At 65.2% G+C, this 18905-nt stretch carries 18 protein-coding genes, 6 tRNA genes and 1 riboswitch; of the genes, 10 read left to right on the plus strand and 14 right to left on the minus strand.

Translation table 11 applies throughout. The annotated features are described in order from the left end of the window. Positions 1-23: 23 nt before the first annotated feature. From Q2T94_RS19290 to msrB, 3 genes are all read right to left on the minus strand, one after another. Complete coding sequence (locus Q2T94_RS19290) at positions 24-752, minus strand: SDR family NAD(P)-dependent oxidoreductase (RefSeq protein ID WP_264270678.1); 729 nt, start codon at positions 750-752, stop codon at positions 24-26. A 41-nt stretch (positions 753-793) separates the two neighbouring features. Continuing rightward, on the minus strand, positions 794-2167 hold the full coding sequence (locus Q2T94_RS19295; RefSeq protein WP_302266211.1) for a DUF6421 family protein: 1374 nt from the start codon (positions 2165-2167) through the stop codon (positions 794-796). A gap of 201 nt (positions 2168-2368) precedes the next feature. Next, positions 2369-2797 carry a peptide-methionine (R)-S-oxide reductase MsrB gene (gene msrB, locus Q2T94_RS19300; protein WP_302266466.1) on the minus strand — a complete coding sequence of 143 codons (429 nt, stop codon included), beginning with the start codon at positions 2795-2797 and terminating at the stop codon, positions 2369-2371. Positions 2798-2918: 121 nt separating this feature from the next. Here msrB and Q2T94_RS19305 point away from each other — a divergent pair, with 121 nt between their 5' ends. Beyond that, positions 2919-4172, plus strand: a complete 1254-nt coding sequence (locus Q2T94_RS19305; protein ID WP_302266212.1) for an alpha/beta hydrolase — start codon at positions 2919-2921, stop codon at positions 4170-4172. Here the strand turns inward: Q2T94_RS19305 and ybaK are convergent. The 3 genes from ybaK to Q2T94_RS19320 form a co-directional block, all read right to left on the minus strand. Further along, on the minus strand, positions 4169-4675 hold the full coding sequence (gene ybaK / locus Q2T94_RS19310) for a Cys-tRNA(Pro) deacylase (RefSeq protein WP_302266213.1): 507 nt from the start codon (positions 4673-4675) through the stop codon (positions 4169-4171). The genes Q2T94_RS19305 and ybaK overlap by 4 nt on opposite strands. A gap of 76 nt (positions 4676-4751) precedes the next feature. Next, a complete protein-coding gene (locus Q2T94_RS19315; RefSeq protein WP_264270682.1) occupies positions 4752-5201 on the minus strand; it encodes a SufE family protein in 450 nt (149 codons plus the stop codon). Then, the gene (locus Q2T94_RS19320) at positions 5198-6115 is read right to left on the minus strand and encodes a sulfurtransferase (protein WP_264270683.1); all 918 of its coding nucleotides are present in this window, start codon (positions 6113-6115) and stop codon (positions 5198-5200) included. Before Q2T94_RS19320 ends, Q2T94_RS19315 begins: the two co-directional genes overlap by 4 nt. 293 nt (positions 6116-6408) lie before the next feature. Here Q2T94_RS19320 and Q2T94_RS19325 point away from each other — a divergent pair, with 293 nt between their 5' ends. Further along, positions 6409-7803: an IS1380 family transposase gene (locus Q2T94_RS19325; RefSeq protein WP_302265605.1), complete on the plus strand. Its 1395-nt coding sequence runs from the start codon at positions 6409-6411 to the stop codon at positions 7801-7803. 250 nt (positions 7804-8053) lie between these two features. Next, complete coding sequence (gene zapE, locus Q2T94_RS19330; RefSeq protein ID WP_264270684.1) at positions 8054-9091, plus strand: cell division protein ZapE; 1038 nt, start codon at positions 8054-8056, stop codon at positions 9089-9091. A 147-nt stretch (positions 9092-9238) separates the two neighbouring features. Here the strand turns inward: zapE and Q2T94_RS19335 are convergent, their stop codons facing one another. The 8 genes from Q2T94_RS19335 to Q2T94_RS19370 form a co-directional block, all read right to left on the minus strand. Then, a complete protein-coding gene (locus Q2T94_RS19335) occupies positions 9239-10435 on the minus strand; it encodes a benzoate/H(+) symporter BenE family transporter (RefSeq protein ID WP_436836841.1) in 1197 nt (398 codons plus the stop codon). A 105-nt stretch (positions 10436-10540) separates the two neighbouring features. Then, positions 10541-10762, minus strand: a complete 222-nt coding sequence (locus Q2T94_RS19340; protein WP_264270685.1) for an antitoxin — start codon at positions 10760-10762, stop codon at positions 10541-10543. Positions 10763-11123: 361 nt separating this feature from the next. Next, positions 11124-11199, minus strand: a tRNA-Gly gene (locus Q2T94_RS19345). A 34-nt stretch (positions 11200-11233) separates the two neighbouring features. Then, positions 11234-11305 (minus strand) — tRNA-Val (locus tag Q2T94_RS19350). Between the two features lie 154 nt (positions 11306-11459). Then, a tRNA-Gly gene (locus Q2T94_RS19355) sits at positions 11460-11532 on the minus strand. 34 nt (positions 11533-11566) lie between these two features. Further along, positions 11567-11638 (minus strand) — tRNA-Val (locus Q2T94_RS19360). A 23-nt stretch (positions 11639-11661) separates the two neighbouring features. Beyond that, positions 11662-11732: transfer RNA gene (locus Q2T94_RS19365), tRNA-Cys, on the minus strand. A 62-nt stretch (positions 11733-11794) separates the two neighbouring features. Then, positions 11795-11867: transfer RNA gene (locus Q2T94_RS19370), tRNA-Gly, on the minus strand. 209 nt (positions 11868-12076) lie between these two features. Between Q2T94_RS19370 and Q2T94_RS19375 the strand changes: the two genes are divergently transcribed. The 7 genes from Q2T94_RS19375 to ribD all read left to right on the plus strand — a co-directional run bounded on the left by Q2T94_RS19375 (position 12077) and on the right by ribD (position 18904). Next, positions 12077-12928, plus strand: coding sequence for a PD-(D/E)XK nuclease family protein (locus Q2T94_RS19375; protein WP_302266214.1), 852 nt, complete (start codon positions 12077-12079; stop codon positions 12926-12928). Between the two features lie 118 nt (positions 12929-13046). Further along, complete coding sequence (gene def / locus Q2T94_RS19380) at positions 13047-13622, plus strand: peptide deformylase (protein WP_264271830.1); 576 nt, start codon at positions 13047-13049, stop codon at positions 13620-13622. Continuing rightward, on the plus strand, positions 13619-14557 hold the full coding sequence (gene fmt, locus Q2T94_RS19385) for a methionyl-tRNA formyltransferase (RefSeq protein ID WP_302266215.1): 939 nt from the start codon (positions 13619-13621) through the stop codon (positions 14555-14557). The genes def and fmt overlap by 4 nt, the downstream gene beginning before the upstream one ends. Further along, positions 14554-16107: an RsmB/NOP family class I SAM-dependent RNA methyltransferase gene (locus Q2T94_RS19390; RefSeq protein WP_302266216.1), complete on the plus strand. Its 1554-nt coding sequence runs from the start codon at positions 14554-14556 to the stop codon at positions 16105-16107. The genes fmt and Q2T94_RS19390 overlap by 4 nt, the downstream gene beginning before the upstream one ends. Before the next feature lie 50 nt (positions 16108-16157). Then, positions 16158-16829 (plus strand): ribulose-phosphate 3-epimerase, encoded by a 672-nt coding sequence (gene rpe / locus Q2T94_RS19395; RefSeq protein ID WP_302266218.1) that lies wholly within the window; start codon positions 16158-16160, stop codon positions 16827-16829. 21 nt (positions 16830-16850) lie between these two features. After that, positions 16851-16996: riboswitch (FMN riboswitch) on the plus strand. Between the two features lie 154 nt (positions 16997-17150). Continuing rightward, positions 17151-17852 (plus strand): nicotinamide riboside transporter PnuC, encoded by a 702-nt coding sequence (gene pnuC, locus Q2T94_RS19400; protein ID WP_264271826.1) that lies wholly within the window; start codon positions 17151-17153, stop codon positions 17850-17852. Further along, entirely contained in the window at positions 17852-18904 is a 1053-nt protein-coding gene (gene ribD / locus Q2T94_RS19405) for a bifunctional diaminohydroxyphosphoribosylaminopyrimidine deaminase/5-amino-6-(5-phosphoribosylamino)uracil reductase RibD (RefSeq protein ID WP_302266219.1), read from the plus strand. The genes pnuC and ribD overlap by 1 nt, the downstream gene beginning before the upstream one ends. Position 18905 lies beyond the last annotated feature (1 nt).

Consider the following 18905-nt stretch of genomic DNA (forward strand, 5'->3'; position numbering starts at 1 on the left):
GATTGTGTGGGGGGGGGGGGGAGTTAGCGGGTGGGCAGGTGGATGCGCGCACCGTTGAGCGTGGCTGCCTCGCCGGAGAAAAGCTCAACTGCAGCGGCGCCCAGGGCCGCGACGTCGGTGTGTCCGGCGGTGTTGCGCTCCGGGTGCGCCGCGCGGGCCTGGGCGTCGGTGAACGCCTTGATGACCCAGATGGCGGCAGCGGCGCGCTGGGGAACCGGGTTGTCCTTGTTCCCGGCCTGCGCCGTGCGCAGCTCGGCGGCCACCGCGCGCATCCAGGCCTCGGCCCCGGCCTTGGCCGTGGTGTAGTTGGCATTGGAGCCGGCCGGCGCATCGACGGCGGTGGCCGAGACGATGGCCACGCGGCCGCGGCGCGAGGCCACCAGGTCGTCGCGGAAGACCCTGGTGGTGTTGCGCAGCGTGGTCACGACCTGCGTGTGCAGGAATTCGTAGTCGTCGTCGCTTTGCCCGGCCAGGCCCTTGCCGCCGCGCCAGCCGCCGACCAGGTGCAGCAACCCGTCGACGGGACCGCGCTCCACGTCGATGAGCTGGCGCAGCTCGGTCACCGCAGCGTGGTTGGCCAGATCGACTTCGTAGCGCCCGTGCACGAAGGGCAGCCGTTCGGCAAGCCTTTCGGCATTGGAACCTGCCGCCAGCACCGTGGCGCCGGCGGCGCACAGTGCATGGGCAGCCGCGACACCCGAGGCGGAGGTGGCCCCGGCAATGAGTACCTTCAAATCAGTGAGGTCAGCCATGGAAGCGAGTCTAGCCTTTGCTGGTGATTTCGGCGGCGGGATCAGATGGACGAGGTGCCGGTGATGCCGATGGTGGAGTCGATGACCGGGCGCAATTTCTTGGCCAGGGCCTCGTAGAACATCGAGTGCGGGAACTCGTCGTCGAGGACCTGGTTGGTCATCTCGCGCAGCGGCGAGGAAAGCGGCAGTGCGTCGGCTCCCTTGGCCCACACCGAGCCCGGGTGCGGGACCAAGGTCGCGGAGACCAGCTCGTAGGCGGCCAGCCAGTGGGCGATCTTCGGGCGGTCGATCGAGCGCCAGTACAGCTCGTCGATGGCGTCTCCCAGGGCCGAGACCACCTCCGGGACCTGGTCCCAGTCGATGGACAGCTTGGTGTCGGTCCAGTGCAGCACGTGGTGCTGGTGCATCCAGGCGAAGAGCAGTTGGCCGCCCACGGCGTCGTAGTTGCGGGTGCGGGTGCCGGTCATGGCGAAGCGGAAGATCCGGTCGAAAATCACCGCGTACTGCACCAGCCTGGCACGGTGCCGAGTGGTGGGGTCGGCCGAGGTGTCGTGCTGGATCTTCACGCATTCACGGAACGCGGTGAGGTCGCAGCGCAGCTCTTCGAGCGAGTAGAGGAAGTAGGGCATGCGCTGCTTGATCATGAACGGGTCGAAGGGCAGGTCCCCGCGCATGTGGGTGCGGTCGTGGATCAGGTCCCACATCACGAAGGTTTCCTCGGTGAGGGCCTGGTCCTCGAGCATTTCGGCGGCATCCGCCGGCAGCTCCAGGTTGGTGATCTGTGCGGCGGATTTCAGCACGCGGCGGAAGCGGGCCGCCTCGCGGTCCTGGAAGATCGCGCCCCAGGTGAAGGCGGGCGTTTCGCGGATGGCGACGGACTCGGGGAAGAGCACCGCGGAATTGGTGTCGTAGCCCGGGGTGAAATCCAGGAAGCGCAGTGGGACAAAGAGCTTGTTGGAGTAGTCCCCGGCTTCAAGCCCGGCGATGAACTCGGGCCAGATGACCTCGACGAGGACCGCCTCGAGCAGCCTGTCGGTGGATCCGTTTTGCGTGTACATCGGGAAAAGCACCACATGGCGCAATCCATCCTCGCGCGCCAGCTGCGGGGCGAAGGCGCGCAGCGAGTCAAGGAAGTCGGGAATGCCAAAGCCCGAGGCACTCCAGGTGGCCAGGTCGGAGACGAGTCCCTCAAGGTAGGCAGCGTCGTGCGGGAATTGCGGGGCCAATGCGTGCAGCGATTCGGCGATGGTCGCAGCCAAGGCCGCGGCGCGCGGCTTGTCGGCGGCCTCCGGCACCGAGCCGTCCTGCCCCTGGAGGCCCTGGAACTCGGTGGCCGCGGCCTTCAGCGCCAACCACGGCGCGGAATTGACGAGCTCTGAGTTGGACAGCGGCTTGGGAAGAGTTGCCTGTGACATGGTGGGAGACCCCTTTCGGTACGGCTGGATGCGCCGCGCGGATGCTGCGGACCTTAGCTTGGTTCCAGCGTACTGAGGGGTCGTGGTTACTGATTGAAAAACGGTGTGAGCATTAGCAACGCTGTCGCATGTGCCATGCCGTGCTCACCAAGGCATGTGTGCAGGGAATGCTCGGCCCCGGGGATCCGGACATGTCGCCGGCTAGCTCGTCTTGAGCCGCAGCGAGACCGAATTCATGCAATAGCGCTGGTCGGTGGGGGTATTGAAGCCCTCACCCTCAAAGACGTGGCCCAGGTGCGAATCGCAGGCAGCACAACGCACCTCGATGCGGACCATGCCCATCGTGGAGTCGCGGATGTAGCGCACCCGGTCCTCGGCCAGTGGGGCGAAGAACGACGGCCACCCGCAGCCGGCATCGAACTTGGCGTTGGAGGTGAAGAGTTCATGGCCGCAGGCGCGGCATTCGTAGACACCCTCGGTGGTGGTGTCCCAGTACTCGCCGGTGTAGGGACGCTCGGTCCCGGCCTTGCGCAAGACCTGGTATTCCTCCGGGGTCAATTCGGTGCGCCACTGCTCCTCGGTCTTGGTGACGCCTGGGGTGGGGGTGCTGGATTCTTCTGGGGGCTGGATTTCACTCACACAACGCACAACACCGGCATGGTCCTGCCCATTCCCGGCACGATGCCGACCAGTCAATTCCCTGCGTGCCAAAACCACTGGGTGGAGGCTTTTATTTGCAATGATGGTAGGCATGAAGGAACAACATTCCCCGATGCCCCCGCGCGCCCGATCCGCAGGCAAGGGCCTGAGCTGGGCGCTGCTGGGTGTGGGCATTGGCGCGGCGGCGGGATCGGTGTTTGCCGGCAGCGTTTCGGCGCTGGCCGCCTACTTTGCCCGCCGCGTGGTGACGCCCGACGCGGAGCCGGACCAGAGCCTGGAGATCCTGGCATTGGTGCGCACCGCGGAGGGCAGCGACGTGATCCTCTCGGCGAACAAGGATTCCACGGCCCCGGGACGATACTCGCTGTTCTTCTCCGCGGACACCGGTCATGCACGCCTGGGTGAGCCCAAGGGCTACCGCCTGGGTGACGGCACCGTGACCCGGGCGGTGGAAAAAATCTACTTCGGAGACCTGTCCGCCGCGGCCCGCGGACGGTTCTCCGGAATCGTCTACGATTCCCCCGAGGATCTTGACGTTGACTACGACGAGGTCGAGATCCCCATTCTGGGCGGTATGGCCCCGGCATGGTTCGTCCAAGGCAACTCCGAGGCGGACACCTGGGCGATCTGCGTCCACGGCCGCGGCGCCAACCGCAAGGAGGGACTGCGCGCGATCCCGACGCTGCAGCGGCTTGGACTCAGCGCGCTGCTGGTCTCCTACCGCAACGACGGGGTGGCCCCGGCCGCAGTTGACGGTCGCTACGGGCTGGGGGCCACCGAATGGCCCGACATCGAGGCTGCCATCGACTACGCGATTGCCCGGGGTGCGAAGGAAATCCTGCTCTTTGGCTGGTCCATGGGAGGGGCCATTGCCTTGCAGGTGGCGGACAGGTCGCGGCACGCACGCAGGATCGGCGCGCTGGTGCTCGACGGGCCGGTGATCAACTGGATCGACGTGCTCTCGCACCAGGCCAAGCGCAACCGCATCCCCGAGGCAGTGGGCAGGTTCGGCCAATGGCTGCTGGTCAACAAGGCGGGACGCTGGATCACCGGGCTTGCGGCGCCCCTGGATTTGAAGATCCTGAACTGGGTCGAGCGGCACGACCAGCTGCGCCTGCCCACCCTGATCCTGCACAGCGAGGACGACGACTTCGTCCCCATCGGCCCCTCCGAACAGCTGGCGGAGCTGAACCCGGACATGGTGGGGCTGCGGCGCTTCAGCCGGGCGGGCCACACCCGCGAGTGGAACGTCGATCCGCAGCGCTGGGAGGCGGAGGTTGCCTCCTTCGTCCGGTCCGTGTTGGACGCCCCCCGCCCGGGGGGCTGGGCAGCCACGGAAGGCTAGTGGGAAATTGCGGCGATCTCTGCCTCGGTGAGACGCTGCAGGTCCGCCGGAGCCAGCTCGAGGTCAAGCCCGCGATGCCCGCCGGAGACATAGACGGTCTCATGGGCCAACGCGCTGGCATCAAGCAGCGTGCGAGAACGGTTGCGCTGGGCCAGCGGCGAAATGCCGCCCACCACGTATCCGGTGCGGCGCTCTGCCACCGCCGGGTCGGCCATTTCCACCTTCTTCAGCCCCAGGGCCACGGCCATGGCCTTGAGGTCCAGCGACCGGTCGACCGGGACAATCCCGACCACCAACGCCGCGGGCCCCGGTTCCCCGGTGGACACCAACAAGGTCTTGAACACCCGGGACGCCGGGACGCCGATGGCCTCCGCGGCTTCCATCCCGTAGTTCTCCACGGACGGGTCGTGGACGTATGAGTGCACCGTGTAGGGGACCGACTCGCGGTCCAGCAGCGTGGTCGCGGGCGTGCCGGTCGAGTGTGTGTTCTTTTTCTTGGACATGGCTTTCCCCATCCTCCGTTAACCGCGTTTGGGCGTCGGCACGTGCCGACGCCCAAACTTCTTCGATCGTTTCGGCCTACGAGCCGGCAGCGGCAACCCGCTCGCTGACCTGTCGCTTGATACGGGCAAGCATGGCACTCATGCCACGCAAACGCAACGGTGTCAGGGCACGGGTCAACCCCAGCTGCTGCGGCATGTCGTCGGGGACGGCCAGCACCTCGGCGGCCGGCAGACCGTCGAGCCCCTGGTGCAGGACGGAGGCGAACCCGCGGGTGGTCGGCGCCTGCGGGGGAGCGGAGAAGAACAGTGATACCCGGTGCTCGCCGGCGGGCTCGACCTCGATGTTCAGGAACAGCGGGGTCTGGCACTCAACGACCTGCTCCAGCAGGTCGGGGTGTTCGGCCAGGCGTGGGGGCAGCTCGGGGAGTTCCTCGGAGAAGTCCAGCAGCATCTCCAAGCGCTCGGGCTCGGTGACGGACTGGAAATCCTCGACGATCTCGGCCAGGGCCTGTGGCAATTCGCTCATGCTGCCACGCCCCCGTATCCCGCAGGCACGGCACCGGGCTCGATGCCCTTGACGATGGGCACGCGCACGGCATTGCCCCATTCGGTCCAGGAACCGTCGTAGTTGCGGACGTTCTCGAAGCCGAGCAGGAACTGCAGGGCAAACCAGGTGTGGCTGGAGCGCTCGCCGATGCGGCAGTAGGTGATGATGTCGTCACCGGAGGCCAGCCCGGCCTCGCCGAGGTAGATCGCCTCGAGCTCGGCGCGGGACTTGAACGTGCCGTTCTCCTGGGCGGCGCGGGCCCAGGGCACCGAAGCTGCCGTGGGGATGTGCCCGCCACGCAGCGTGCCCTCCTCGGGGTAGGCAGGCATGTGGGTGCGCTCGCCGGTGAACTCCTCGGTGGAGCGGACATCGATCATGGGCTTGCCGAAGTGCCCCAGCACCTCGGGCAGGAACGCGCGGATGACGGTGTCGTCGCGCTCGATGACCGGGTAGCTGCCCGGGATGACCGACGGCTTCTCGCGAGTGGTCTCCCGGCCCTCGGCGATCCACTTGTCGCGGCCGCCGTCGAGCAGGCGGACATCTTCGTGCCCGAAGAGGGTGAACACCCACAGGGCGTAGGCGGCCCACCAGTTGGACTTGTCCCCGTAGATGACCACCGTGGTGTCGCGGCTGATGCCCTTGGACGCCATCAGCGCGGCGAAGCGCTCGCCATCGACGTAATCGCGGGTGTCTTCGTCGTTGAGCTCGGAGTGCCAATCGATCTTCACCGCATTCGGGATGTGGCCCGTGTCGTAGAGCAGGATGTCCTCGTTGGATTCGACAACCACCAGGCCCTCGGTGGAAAGGTTGGCGGCCAGCCAGTCGGTGGACACCAGTCGTTCGGGATGGGCGTAGTCGGCGAATGACGGATTGGAGTCGATGGGAAGGCTCATGCTGAATTGACCTCGCAACAAAAAATCGTGGGATGGTGTTTCTCCAAGCCTAGCGATCCGGGGCGTCACCGGCGGTGAAACAGGGTCATTCGACGCCATATTTCGCTCCAAGCGTCGGCGTTTGTGCCACCGGCAGCGAGGCGGTGGCACACGCGAACGAGCCCCGTTTTAGCCTTGATCCACCGATGAGATTTGGGACCTGCTCGGCGTTTTAACCACGAAATGCCCGTCATATCAGGGAAAATTGAACTTGCGACAGTAACAACATTCCTGAAATGAAGGGCATCTCGTAGATGCAAGTTTCCCACAAACCCTCCGCCGTGTCAGTTTCCTTCGACGAATCGAACCTCGTGTCCGCCGCCGGGTTGCTGCCGGCCATGGTCCTGGCCCGGGACTCGGGCCTGCATGAACTGGCCGACCAGTGGCTCAGCGTGCCCACCGACAAAGGTGCCAACGCCGGGTTAAAGATTGCTTCTCTCGTGGCCGGGATGGTGGCCGGCGCCGACTCCATTGACGATATGGCCCTGTTGCGGCACGGGGCCATGAAAAAGGTCTTCACCGCCTGCTACGCCCCCTCCACCCTGGGGTCCTTCCTGCGCTCCTTCACCTTCGGGCACGTGCGCCAGCTCGATGCCGTGGCCTCCAGGTTCCTGGTGGGCCTGAACCGCAAGGCCCCGCTGCTGGGAAACCCCGGGGAGAACGAGTTCATCTTCCTTGACGTCGATGACACCATCATCGAGGTCCACGGATACCAGAAGCAGGGCTCGGGCTACGGATATTCCGGGGTGCGCGGGCTCAACGCCTTGCTGGCCACAGCATCCACGAAGGACGCGGTGCCGTTCATTGCCGCCCAACGCCTGCGCAAGGGCGCAGCCAACTCCGCCCGCGGAGCCAAGAAGTTCGTCACCGAGGCACTGGGCACGCTCACACGTTGCCAGCCCGGATCGAAGGTGTTGTGCCGTTTCGACTCGGCCTACTACGGCCACGGGCCGGTATCGGCGGCCATGAAGGCGGGCGCGCAGGTCTCGGTGACGGTGCGCATGGACCCGGCCGTGAAGCGGGCGATCGCCACGATCCCGGAGACTGCCTGGGAGACCATCCACTACACCGATGCGATCCTTGACGAATCCACCGGGGTCTTGGTCTCCAGCGCCGAGGTCGCCGAAACCGGCTTCACCGCGTTCACCTCCCGCAAGAAAGCCGAACGGGTTCCCGGGCGCCTGGTCGTGCGCCGGATCCCGGAACTGAACCCGAAGAAGGCCGCCGGGCAAGGCACCCTCTTTGACACCCACCGTTTCCACGCGTTCTTCACCACCGTGGATTCCGGCGTCCTGGACACTGTCGCTGCGGACAAGACCCACCGCCAACACGCGGTCATCGAGCAGGTCAACGCGGATTTGAAGGACAGCGCACTGGCCCATATGCCCTCCGGGCACTTCGGCGCCAATAGTGCATGGCTGGTGGCCGCGGCCATCGCCTACAACCTCACCCGCGCCGCCGGGATCCTGGCCGGCGGCACCTTCGCCAACGCCAGGAGCGCAACGGTCCGGCGCAAGCTCATCCAGGTTCCGGCGCGCATCGCGCGCAGCGCCAGGAAAACCAGGCTCCGGCTTCCGCTGGATTGGCCCTGGGAAACCGAGTGGGAACGGCTCTTCACTTCCGCGCACGCCCCACCCCAAATCGCCTAGAACCGTTCACCGAGCCCTCTGCGGCGCAACCAGGAAACCATCGTGGAACACCCGCCGACAGCGAGGCCGGCACCCTTCCCGTGCCCAAAAACGAAACCGCCCCCGTCCGTCGCCAGCAGACGACGACCGGGGGCGGATCGGTGGATCAAGGTTTAGTGGTTGTCGATTCTGTGGGCGTAAAATGGCGGGGGCGTGTCTTCGCGCTGCGCACGCACACCATCATTCGAAGATTTAAGGACCGTTCCGCCGTATGGCCACGATTACGCATCTTTCCCAACGGACCCCCACGGTCTCCATCGACGACCTGCTCGCAGGTTTCCACCCGTCCTACCGCTTTGGCGAGGTGTCGTTTGACACCTACCGGCCGGACCCGGCCTGGCCCACCCAGGCCGAGGCGGTCACCAAGCTCAAGCACTTTGCCTCGACCATCGGCAATTCCAAGGGCGGCTTCCTGGGCAAGCTCTTTGGCAAGAAGAAGGTCGAGAAGTCGGGGATGTACCTGGACGGCGGCTTCGGCGTGGGCAAGACCCACCTGTTGGCTTCGCTGTGGCACCTGGCCCCGGGCAGGAAGGCGTTCGGCACCTTCGTGGAGTACACGAACCTCGTCGGGGCCCTGTCCTTCCGTCAGACCGTAGAGGTGCTGAGCACCTACTCGCTGGTCTGCATCGATGAATTCGAGCTCGATGATCCGGGGGACACAGTGCTGATGTCCCGGTTGATGCGCGAGCTTTCCGACGCCGGCGTGAAAATCGCAGCGACGTCCAACACGCTTCCGGGCGCACTGGGCGAGGGCCGTTTTGCCGCCGTGGACTTCCAGCGCGAGATCAAGGTGCTCTCCGAACAGTTCGACGTCCACCGCGTGGACGGCGTTGACTTCCGCCACCGCGGGCTCCCCGACGCCCCGGTACCGCTGGAAGACGCGGGCATCCAGGAGTTCGCCGTCGAGCGCTATGGGGACAAGACTTTCGCCGTTGACGAGTTCGCGGACCTGATTGGGCACATGTCCAAGGTCCACCCCAGCCGGTACCGTGCCTTGCTGGCCGAGACCGACGTGCTGGTGCTGCACAATGTCGAAACCATCACCGAGCAGGCGGTGGCGCTGCGCTTCGTGGTACTGGCCGATCGCCTGTACGACAAGGACGTGCCGATCATTGCCTCCGGCAAGCCGTTCAGTGAGTTGTTCACCCCGGAAATGATGGCCGGCGGATACCAGAAGAAGTACTTCCGTGCCGTTTCGCGCCTCACCGCCCTGGCCCGCGAAGGCCAGACGGGGGAACCGGCGCTGTAACCTCAACGCACGAAGGCCGTGATGGCCGCCGTCCGCAACCACCTCGTTTTCCGAGATGGAAGCGGGGACGGGCCTCACGGCCTTTTTCGTGCGCCAAGGGGGTAGGCAAACCCAAGTTGCCCACCCGCGGGTTGGAACTGTGCTGGGTCAGTGGCGTTTGCGCTCGATGAGCAGGCGAAGGGTCAATCCGGCGACCAGCGCCCAGAATGCCCCGCCGATTCCTGCGAAGCTCAGGCCCGAACCGGCAATGAGGAACGCGACCAGGGAACTCATTCGGCTGGAGGGATCGGACAAAGCGGAGGACGCGGAGGCGCCGAGGGTTGCCAGCAACGCCAGGCCCGCCGCGGCTTCCAGCAGGCCCTCGGGGCTCGCGGTGGCCAGTGCCGTGATTGCGGCAGACGCCAATCCGAGCAGGATGTAGAAGCCGCCGGAGGAAACTGCCGCGATCCACCGCCTGGAGCGGTCTTCCCCAGCCTCGTCTCCGGCGGCGAGGGCGGCGGAAATCGCCGCAAGGTTGATGGCATGCCCGCCGAGGAACGCTGCCGCCGAGCTGCCGAGTCCGGTGGCCAACATGGAGGCGCGCCACGGTGTTTCATAGTTGAAACTGGCCAGTACCGCCACGCCCGGAACGTTCTGCGAGGCCATGGTGACAACGAAGAGCGGCAGGGTGATTGCGGTGAAGGCCGCGAGGCTGAATGCCGGTGCGGTGAATTCGAGACTCGGCAGCAACTGTCCCATCACTCCCGCGGCGTCGGCCCCTCCCATGGAAAAGCCTGCGATGCCCAAGGCCGCGGCCATCGCGGCCGGAACCGCCCAGCGGGGACTGAAGCGCAGGAAGAGCAACCAGACCACGATAACCGGGGCGACATGCAACGGGATAGTGGACAACGCCACGAAGGGCGCCAGGCAGAGTTTGAGCAGTACTCCGGCCAGCATGGCTTGGGCCAGGGGGACGGGGATCGCTGCAAGCGTCCGGCCCAGCCAGGGGATGGCCCCGGTGGCGGCAATCAGCACTCCGGTCATGATGAAGGCACCGACCGCTTCGTTCCAGCCGAAGTTCACTGCTGCCGCTCCGGCCAGCAACGCTGCACCGGGTGTCGACCATGCGGTGGTGATGGGTCGCTTGGTGAACCACGCCAGGCCAACTGCGCAGATGGCCAGTGCAATGGTGAGGGCGAAAAGCCCGGAGGCGGCCTGGGCATCAGTCGCCCCGACGGCCTTGAGTCCTGTCAGCACCACGGCAAACGACGAGGTGTATCCGACCAGCGCGGTGACAAGACCGGCCATGATCGGCTGTGCGAATGTCGATCGCCGTGGAGCGCTGGGGATGGCGTTGGAGGTCAAATCATTTCTTTCCGTGCAAACGACAGGTGCCGGTTCCGCCTCACGGCGGTACCGGCACCCGTTTGTCGTGCCTAGGGCAAGAGTCCTAGTGAACCAGGCAGGAACCTAGACGGTCGGCGTGCCGCCGTCTTCCTTGTTGAGGAGGCCCTTTGCGCCATCCTGAACCTTGTCGACGTGCTCGGAGAACTTTCCCCCGGTCTTTTCGTCGATGAAGTTGCCGGCGTTGTCGATGGCACCGCCGATCTTGTCCGAGTTTTCGTGAATCAACTCGGCCGCTTTCTCCTTCAGTCCTTCGGCCTTGCCCTTCAGCTCGTCAAAAATAGACAAAAGGCACCTCCTCTCAGTAATGGGGGCCCGAAAAGCCCCGTCTAGGAATCATCCTATGCTCAGTCGCGATCGAATCAAGGGAATTTGGATGAATTTCTTCTCCGATGCGACTCTGACTTGTATGTACATATTGGCAGCTGTGACAGCGCTGCCATCAGTGGTATCGCAGGAGTAGGCCCGGATTCCGCGATCTGAACCGAAACCCGGGGCACCGTTGGGCGTTGGGGGCCAACGGCGCCGGGGGATTGTTCGGCCCGTAAATCGCGCCTCGGCCCGTAATTCGCGCCTTGGTCCGGGCCTGGAACACGAGGCGTTAAACAAGTAGATCGTGTGATTTGGAGTAATCACACGATCTACTATTTGGAGTGGACAACGAGGTTCGAACTCGCGACCTCAACCTTGGCAAGGTTGCGCTCTACCAGCTGAGCTATGTCCACATGAACAATCAATACCTAAAGTATAGACTCTTCGTGGGCGATACTGGGTTCGAACCAGTGACCTCTTCCGTGTCAGGGAAGCGCGCTACCGCTGCGCCAATCGCCCATAAGGGGGATGCTGCACCTGAACTATAGCTTGGATTCGCGATCTGCAAAATGGCAATCCAACTTTTCATGCGGGTGCTGCGTGTTCTTACCCGGGGGTAAAAGAACAAAGAACAAGGCCTCTCTTCGAAAAGGAATTGAGGCCCGATCTTCAGAGTGGACAACGAGGTTCGAACTCGCGACCTCGACCTTGGCAAGGTCGCGCTCTACCAGCTGAGCTATGTCCACGTGAAAAACCAACACACCAGGTGTGGATTCTTCGTGGGCGATACTGGGTTCGAACCAGTGACCTCTTCCGTGTCAGGGAAGCGCGCTACCGCTGCGCCAATCGCCCATACTGCTTGCAATGTTCCTACGAGGTGGGGACGGGATTCGAACCCGCGTAAACGGCTTTGCAGGCCGGTGCCTCGCCTCTCGGCCACCCCACCATAACCACTTGGTAAAATACCTTGTGGTTAGGTCGGCAAGCCGACCCGGTGATTCAAATGCGAGTGGACAACGAGGTTCGAACTCGCGACCTCGACCTTGGCAAGGTCGCGCTCTACCAGCTGAGCTATGTCCACATGAAAGAATCGCAATCCGCCCGGAATGTTTCGTTCCGTTTGGCTGCGTTCCAACGAGTAAAAACTCTATACGACGTTTCACCAAAGTTCCAAATCGACGCATTCCCGCGCCGACATGCGGCAAAGATCCTTGTGATCCCGCGGTTTTTGACTGGCCCGGAAACGCCCGAAAACGGCAAAACGTCCCCTGGACGTGGAAAAATCTTCCTATGACTTCACCAGCGTTGGCCCAACAGACCTCTTTTGGGCGCATGTATGCCAGAAAAATCGGCGCCCTTCCGGAGGTTCCATCCATCACCACTGTCATCGGGCAGGAAAAAATGGACATGGACGGTTGGATAGGTCACATGGCGGCCACGGCCGTGGTCCAGGATGCCAGGCTGGGCGAGTCCGTCGGGAATTCCGCGAAGCTCAAGGCGCTGGCGCGCCAGGCATCCACGGCGGCTGCGGAATATCGTGACTTGGCCGCGGCCCGCGGGGACCGGGTGCACCAATACTGCGAGCAAATAGCATTGCGCGCCATGGGAAAGCCGCACCAGGCGGCCCAGGCCCGTGAAGCGCTCATCGCCAACAACGAAGAAGCCTTTGCCGGGCGCTTCGACGAGTGGTGGGAGACCTACCAGGTGCAACCACTTGCTGCGGAGGTGACTGTCTGGAACTCGAGCATCGGGTACGCCGGCACCCTTGACCTGGTTGCCACCATTGGCGGTCGGCTTTGCCTGATCGACTACAAGACCCGTGGCACCAGTCGCGACGGCCGGGTCAAGCCACTTGACCCCAAGGTGGTCATGCAGTTGGCTGCAGGGGCAAAAGCCGAGGAAATGGTCATCGACCCAGCCGCCGGTACCTGGGAACCGTGGAAATACTCACAAGACCCGATGCTGTTGGGCGTGGCAATTGGCGAAACCGAAGTCCAGACCGTGATGGCCAATCCTGAGGTCCTGCCCGCGTACTGGTCGAAGTTCTGGTCGCTTCGCCAGGTATGGGGAGCCACCCAGAAGGTCGGTGATGCAGGGATGCCCCTGCGCGAGGTGGGCCCGCCACCGCCACCTGCGGCATGAGGCGGTCGGTAGACTGGTGGGCAGGGGATAGGCGCGCAGCATTGGCTTGGCCGCGCCCGTCCGCCTCCATCCACAGCACATTGCCGGAACCCAGCCGGCCGAAGGGAGACCGGACCGCATGGCCGTCTTAGGCATTCGCATCGTTGGCGACCCAATCCTCCGCACCCGCGCAGACGAGGTCACCGAATTCGGGCCCGAACTGCGCAAGCTCGTCGCAGACATGGACGAAACCATGGAAAACGTCGAGGGTGCAGGCCTCGCCGCACCCCAGGTGGGAGTCTCGCTTCGGGTCTTCACCTACCAAATCGGCGGGAACCGCGGGCACCTGATCAACCCGGTGCTGGAATTCGGCGAGGAATTCCAGGACGACGTGACAGAAGGCTGCCTGTCCATCCCCGGACTCGGCTACCCGGTGCGCCGCCGCCAATGGACCCGGGCCACCGGGGTTGACGTTGATGGCAACCCCGTGGTCGTGGAAGGCGAGGGATTCCTCGCCCGCTGCCTGCAACACGAGACCGACCACCTCGACGGAATCCTCTACATCGACCGGCTTGAGGGCGAACTGAAGAAGGACGCCTTCCGCAAGCTGCGCGACTCCAGCTACAACTCGGTTGCCGCAAACACTGTGACCAAGCGCAGCTCGGCGCTGGGATCCAGCTTTGGCGCCGGTTCGAGCTTCGGGAACCTGGCATGAGGGTCCTGTTCGCCGGGACCCCGCAGGTCGCCGTTGCCTCCCTCGACCAGCTCGTGAAAGACGGGTTCGACGTGGTTGCCGTGCTCACCCGCGAAGACGCCCCGGTGGGGCGCAAGCGCATCATGACCCCGTCCCCTGTCGCCGCACGGGCCGCGGAGCTCGGTATCGACATCATCCATGCCAACCGGATCGACGAGCCAACCCAGGAGCGCCTGGCGGCCCTTGACCTGGATATCGCCGCAATCGTCGCCTATGGGGGACTCGTGCCGGAAAAGGCGCTGACGATCCCGCGCCTTGGTTGGATCAACCTGCACTTTTCGTTGCTCCCCGCCTGGCGGGGCGCGGCCCCCGTGCAGCACTCGATCATGGCAGGGGACGACATCACCGGTGCCGTGACCTTCCAGCTCGAAAAGGGACTGGACACGGGCCCCGTCTTCGGCACGCTCACCGAAACCATCGATGTTGCCGACACGGCCGGCGAGTTGCTGGGCCGCCTGGCAATCTCCGGTGCCGTGTTGCTCTCGCAGACCCTTTCAGGCCTTGAGGCCGGCAAACTCGTGGGTGTCGAGCAGCAGGGGGACACCTCCTACGCGCATAAGCTCACGCTCGCTGACGGACAGGTTGACTGGTCGCTTCCGGCCCTGGTGATTCGCCGCCGCATCAACGGAACCAGCCCGGATCCCGGGGCCTGGACCGAACTCGATGGCCAGCGTTTCAAACTCGGGACCCTGGTTCCGCAGGCCGATGTCACGGATCTGGCACCCGGCGAGGTTCGCATCGAACCGGGCAAGAAACCGCGAGTGCTGGTGGGGACGGGCTCGTACGCCGTTGAACTTGGCCTGGTGCAACCACCGGGCAAAAAAATGATGAATGCAGCAGATTGGGCGCGGGGCATTCTCGCGTCCGGAACCGTGGATGGGGTGAAATTCGCATGAGCGAATTCGGACAGGGACGTTCCGACCGTCCGCGACGCAGCGAACCGAACCGCGGCGGAGGCCAGGAACGCCGCAGCGACGCCGGCCGCACCCGCAACCGCGGGGGATCCGGACCACGCCAGTTCAGTGCCTCCGCACCCTCGGCCCGCAATCGCAGGGCCGACCAGGCCCGGCTGACCGCCTTCGAGGTGCTGCGGGCCGTGGCCGAAAACGACGCCTACGCCAACCTGGTGCTCCCGGCCCGGATCCGCGAACACCGCCTGGATCGGCGCGATGCCGGATTCGCCACAGAACTGACCTACGGTGCCTTGCGCGGGCAGGGCCTGTACGACGCGATCCTGGCCCGTTGCGTCGACCGCCCCCTGGACCAGTTGGACCCGGCTGTCCTTGACGCGTTGCGCCTGGGCGCCCATCAGCTGCTGGCCATGCGCGTGCCAAGCCACGCGGCACTCGACGAAACCGTGTCGCTGGCCCGCATGGTGATCGGCGCCGGCGCGTCCGGCCTGATCAACGCAGTGCTGCGCAAGGTCTCGCTGAAGGACCTGGAGACCTGGAGCGAGGAACTGGTCGCCGGGATCGCCGATGAAAATGCCGCAGCCGCCCTGGTGCATTCCCACCCCGAATGGATCGTTCGCGCCCTGCGCCAGGCGCTGGTGGCCCACGGCCGCGACGCCGCCGAAATCACCGACCTGCTGGTCGCCGACAACCTGGCCCCGGTCGTCAACCTCGTGGCACTGCCCGGCGTCGGTTCGCTGGACGAGGCGCTCGACGCGGGCGCCGAACCCGGAACCCTCGTGGCCGATTCGGCCTATTACCAAGGTGGGGACATCGCCCGGCTTTCCTCCGTGCGCGCGGGCAGCACCCGTGTCCAGGACGCCGGTTCCCAGCTGGTCGCCCGCGCCCTGGCCCAGGTGGCGCTGCCCGAGGACGGCGATGACACCTACTGGCTGGACCTCTGCGCCGGCCCCGGCGGCAAGGCCGCATTGCTGGCAGCCCTGGCTGCCGAACAGGGCGCGAAGCTGACCGCCAACGAACCCGCCCAACACCGTGCCGAACTGGTGAACAACGCCTTGGTGGCCATCGACCCCGAGACCTGGATGATCTCGGTTCGCGACGGCCGCGAATACGGCGAAAGCGAATACGCCGGGGGCTATGACCGGATCATGGTCGATGCGCCGTGCTCGGGCCTGGGCGCGCTGCGCCGCCGCCCCGAGTCCCGGTGGCGCAAGAGCCCCCGCGACGTCGCCGAGCTGACGATCCTGCAGGGCGAGCTCCTGGACGCGGCGCTCAGCGCGGTGCGCGTGGGCGGCGTGGTCGCCTACGTGACCTGCTCGCCGCACCCGGCCGAAACCGTTGCGGTGGTCGATGACCTGCTGTCCCGGAACAAGAATGCCAGGCTGCTGGACACCGGGGCGGCACTGGAATCCGCAGCCCTGCCGGGACTCGCATCGGCCGCCCGCCCCGTGGGCGAGGGAAGCACCATCCAGCTGTGGCCGCACATCCACCGCACCGATGCCATGTTCATGGCGCTGTTCACCCGCACCGCCTAAACCCGCCGGTCCACCCAGTCGGACCGGCGGCCAGCAGCCAGAAGGAAACCATGCGTACCTGCCAGATCAATCCGTCGATCCTCTCGGCGGACTTCACCAACCTCGAACGCGAACTCTCGCGGATCCACACCGCCGACGCCGTCCATGTCGATGTCATGGATAACCACTTCGTGCCCAACCTGACCATCGGCTTGCCGGTGGTTCAGCGATTGAACGAGGTCAGTGAGCTGCCGCTGGACGTGCACCTGATGATCAGCGACGTGGATCGGTGGGGACCGGGCTACGCCGAGGCCGGCGCCGCCTCGGTCACCTTCCATGCCGAGGCCTCGGCCGCCCCGATCAAGCTGGCCCGGGACCTGCGCGCCGCCGGTGCCAAATCCTCGATGGCGCTGCGCCCGGCCACGCCGATCGAGCCCTACCTGGACATGCTCCCGGAGCTGGACATGGTGCTGCTGATGACGGTCGAGCCGGGCTTTGGCGGACAGGCCTTCCTGGACATCGTGTTGCCGAAGATCCGCAGGGCCCGAAAGGCCATTGACGGGACCGGCCTGCCCATCGCACTGCAGGTCGATGGCGGGGTCACCCGCGAAACGATCCTGCGGGCGGCCGAGGCCGGGGCCGACGTCTTCGTGGCCGGTTCTTCGGTTTACGGAACAGCGGATCCCGCCGAGGCAGTAGTCACATTGCGAAATCTCGCAGCCAGGACACCCGTTTCCATGTAATACTATGGGCTACAACTACACAACGTGCTCCGGGGTCGGTGTAAGTCCGAACCGGCGGTCAAAGTCCGCGACCCAAGCCAAAAAGATCCCTCCGGGGATCTTGAAGCCTGGTTGAACTGGTGAAATTCCGGTACCGACAGTTAAAGTCTGGATGGGAGAAGCACGTACACGCAACACCAGCGCTCTCGCGAGTGCGCAAGGCACGGCCAGGTGGGAATCCACGAGATTTCCCTGGTTCCGGATCCTTCGCCAGCGGGTCGGCCGCAAAGGTGGAACCGTCGTATCGAACCCCCGGAGCCATCGCGGCTTGACAGGAGGACGATGGATTTTCTGCGGTGGCTCATTGAAGCTTTCAATTCTTACATCACAGTAGGCAGCAGCGCACTGCTGGTGCGCGAAGTGGTGGGCAACGTCTTCGGACTTGCCTCTGCCCTGGGCGGCATCCGCCGCAAGGTCTGGGCGTGGCCCGTTGGCATCGTCGGCAACATCCTGCTCCTGACGGTTTTCTTGGGCAGCATCTTCGGTAACGACCAAACAGCCAACCTGCTCGGCCAGGCCGGACGCCAGATCATGTTCATCGCCGTGTCCTTCTATGGCTGGAAGCGCTGGAAATCCAGCCGCGAATCCGGCGGAAGTGCGGTCACCCCGCGCTGGGCCACCGGCACGGAACGCCTCTCGCTCGCTGCAATCATGATCATCGGCACCGTCGCACTGACCCCGCTCTTTGGCGCACTGGGATCCTACGCACCTGTCTGGGCCGATGCCTGGACCTTCGTCGGCTCCTTGCTGGCCACCTACGGCATGGCCAAGGGACTGGTGGAGTTCTGGCTGATCTGGGTCCTTGTCGATGTAGTCGGGGTTCCGCTGCTCTTCGGCGCCGGTTACTACGCCAGTGCGTTCATGTACCTCTTTTACGGGTGCTTCACGCTGGTCGGGTTCTTCATTTGGTGGAAGGCCAAGAACGACGCCAAGCCCAGCATCCAAACCGAGATGCCCGACCCGACGGTGCAGGTGCACAGCTGATGCAACCCTCACGAACACTGGCCGCCATGCGGCTTTCCCTCGAGCTGGCCCGCCGCGGCACCCGCGGAGCCAACCCCCTGGTCGGGGCCGTCATCATCGACCCGGACGGCACGATCCTGGCCACCGGTTACCATCGCGGCGCCGGCACCCCGCACGCCGAAGCCGACGCACTGAACCGCCTGGGCTCCATCGACCCGGCCGCGGCACGCGCCGCGACCATGCTGGTCACCCTCGAGCCCTGCAACCACACCGGCCGCACCGGCCCATGCTCCCGCGCCATCATCGACGCCGGAATCGGCAACGTGATCTTCGCTGTCGCCGACGGCGGCGCGGTGGCCGGCGGGGGAGCCGAGACGCTGCGTGCGGCCGGAGTCAACGTGGAACAGGGGTTGCTGGAGGACCAGGCTGCCGAGCTGAACCACCGTTGGTTCGCGGCCCGCGCCGCCGGCCGGCCCTTCACCACGTTGCACCTGGCCCAAACCCTTGACGGACGGATCGCCGCCAAGGACGGAACCAGCCAATGGATCACCTCGCCGCGCTCGCTGCTCCACGCCCATGAGGTACGTGCCCGCGTGGGCGCCATCGTCGTGGGTACCGGCACCGTCATGGCCGATGACCCGCGGCTGAACGCACGCGACGAACACGGCGAGCCCTTCGCCTCCCAGCCCCGACGCATCGTCATGGGGCAACGGGACATTCCCGGGGACGCAGCACTGAAGGCCGACGGCAACTGGGATCAGGTCCGCACCCGCGACCCTCACGAGGTCCTGGCACGGATCGCATCCCGGGACATCGGACACGTGCTCATCGAAGGCGGTGCGTCGGTGGCCACCGCGTTCCTGGCGGCGGATCTGGTCGACGAGATCTTCCTCTACCAGGCACCGATCTTCCTGGGATCCGGGCGTGGAAGCGTGGGGGAGCTGGGAATCGACACCCTTGCCTCCGCCCGGCGTTTCCGCCTGGACGCCGTCGACGGGGACGCGGTGCGCATCCTGGGCCCCGACACCCTTACACATCTTGAACCCATGCCAACCGGCACCGGCACACCCTAAG

The organism is Paeniglutamicibacter sulfureus (assembly GCF_030512175.1).
GTDB lineage: Bacteria > Actinomycetota > Actinomycetes > Actinomycetales > Micrococcaceae > Paeniglutamicibacter > Paeniglutamicibacter sulfureus.

Excerpts from the sequence above, each read along its gene's own strand:
- Q2T94_RS19290 (WP_264270678.1), bottom strand. The coding sequence starts at position 752 with ATGGCTGACCTCACTGATTTGAAGGTACTCATTGCCGGGGCCACCTCC.
- Q2T94_RS19295 (WP_302266211.1), bottom strand. The coding sequence starts at position 2,167 with ATGTCACAGGCAACTCTTCCCAAGCCGCTGTCCAACTCAGAGCTCGTC.
- Q2T94_RS19305 (WP_302266212.1), top strand. The coding sequence starts at position 2,919 with ATGAAGGAACAACATTCCCCGATGCCCCCGCGCGCCCGATCCGCAGGC.
- ybaK (WP_302266213.1), bottom strand. The coding sequence starts at position 4,675 with ATGTCCAAGAAAAAGAACACACACTCGACCGGCACGCCCGCGACCACG.
- Q2T94_RS19315 (WP_264270682.1), bottom strand. The coding sequence starts at position 5,201 with ATGAGCGAATTGCCACAGGCCCTGGCCGAGATCGTCGAGGATTTCCAG.
- Q2T94_RS19320 (WP_264270683.1), bottom strand. The coding sequence starts at position 6,115 with ATGAGCCTTCCCATCGACTCCAATCCGTCATTCGCCGACTACGCCCAT.
- Q2T94_RS19325 (WP_302265605.1), top strand. The coding sequence starts at position 6,409 with ATGCAAGTTTCCCACAAACCCTCCGCCGTGTCAGTTTCCTTCGACGAA.
- zapE (WP_264270684.1), top strand. The coding sequence starts at position 8,054 with ATGGCCACGATTACGCATCTTTCCCAACGGACCCCCACGGTCTCCATC.
- Q2T94_RS19375 (WP_302266214.1), top strand. The coding sequence starts at position 12,077 with ATGACTTCACCAGCGTTGGCCCAACAGACCTCTTTTGGGCGCATGTAT.
- def (WP_264271830.1), top strand. The coding sequence starts at position 13,047 with ATGGCCGTCTTAGGCATTCGCATCGTTGGCGACCCAATCCTCCGCACC.
- fmt (WP_302266215.1), top strand. The coding sequence starts at position 13,619 with ATGAGGGTCCTGTTCGCCGGGACCCCGCAGGTCGCCGTTGCCTCCCTC.
- Q2T94_RS19390 (WP_302266216.1), top strand. The coding sequence starts at position 14,554 with ATGAGCGAATTCGGACAGGGACGTTCCGACCGTCCGCGACGCAGCGAA.
- rpe (WP_302266218.1), top strand. The coding sequence starts at position 16,158 with ATGCGTACCTGCCAGATCAATCCGTCGATCCTCTCGGCGGACTTCACC.
- pnuC (WP_264271826.1), top strand. The coding sequence starts at position 17,151 with ATGGATTTTCTGCGGTGGCTCATTGAAGCTTTCAATTCTTACATCACA.
- ribD (WP_302266219.1), top strand. The coding sequence starts at position 17,852 with ATGCAACCCTCACGAACACTGGCCGCCATGCGGCTTTCCCTCGAGCTG.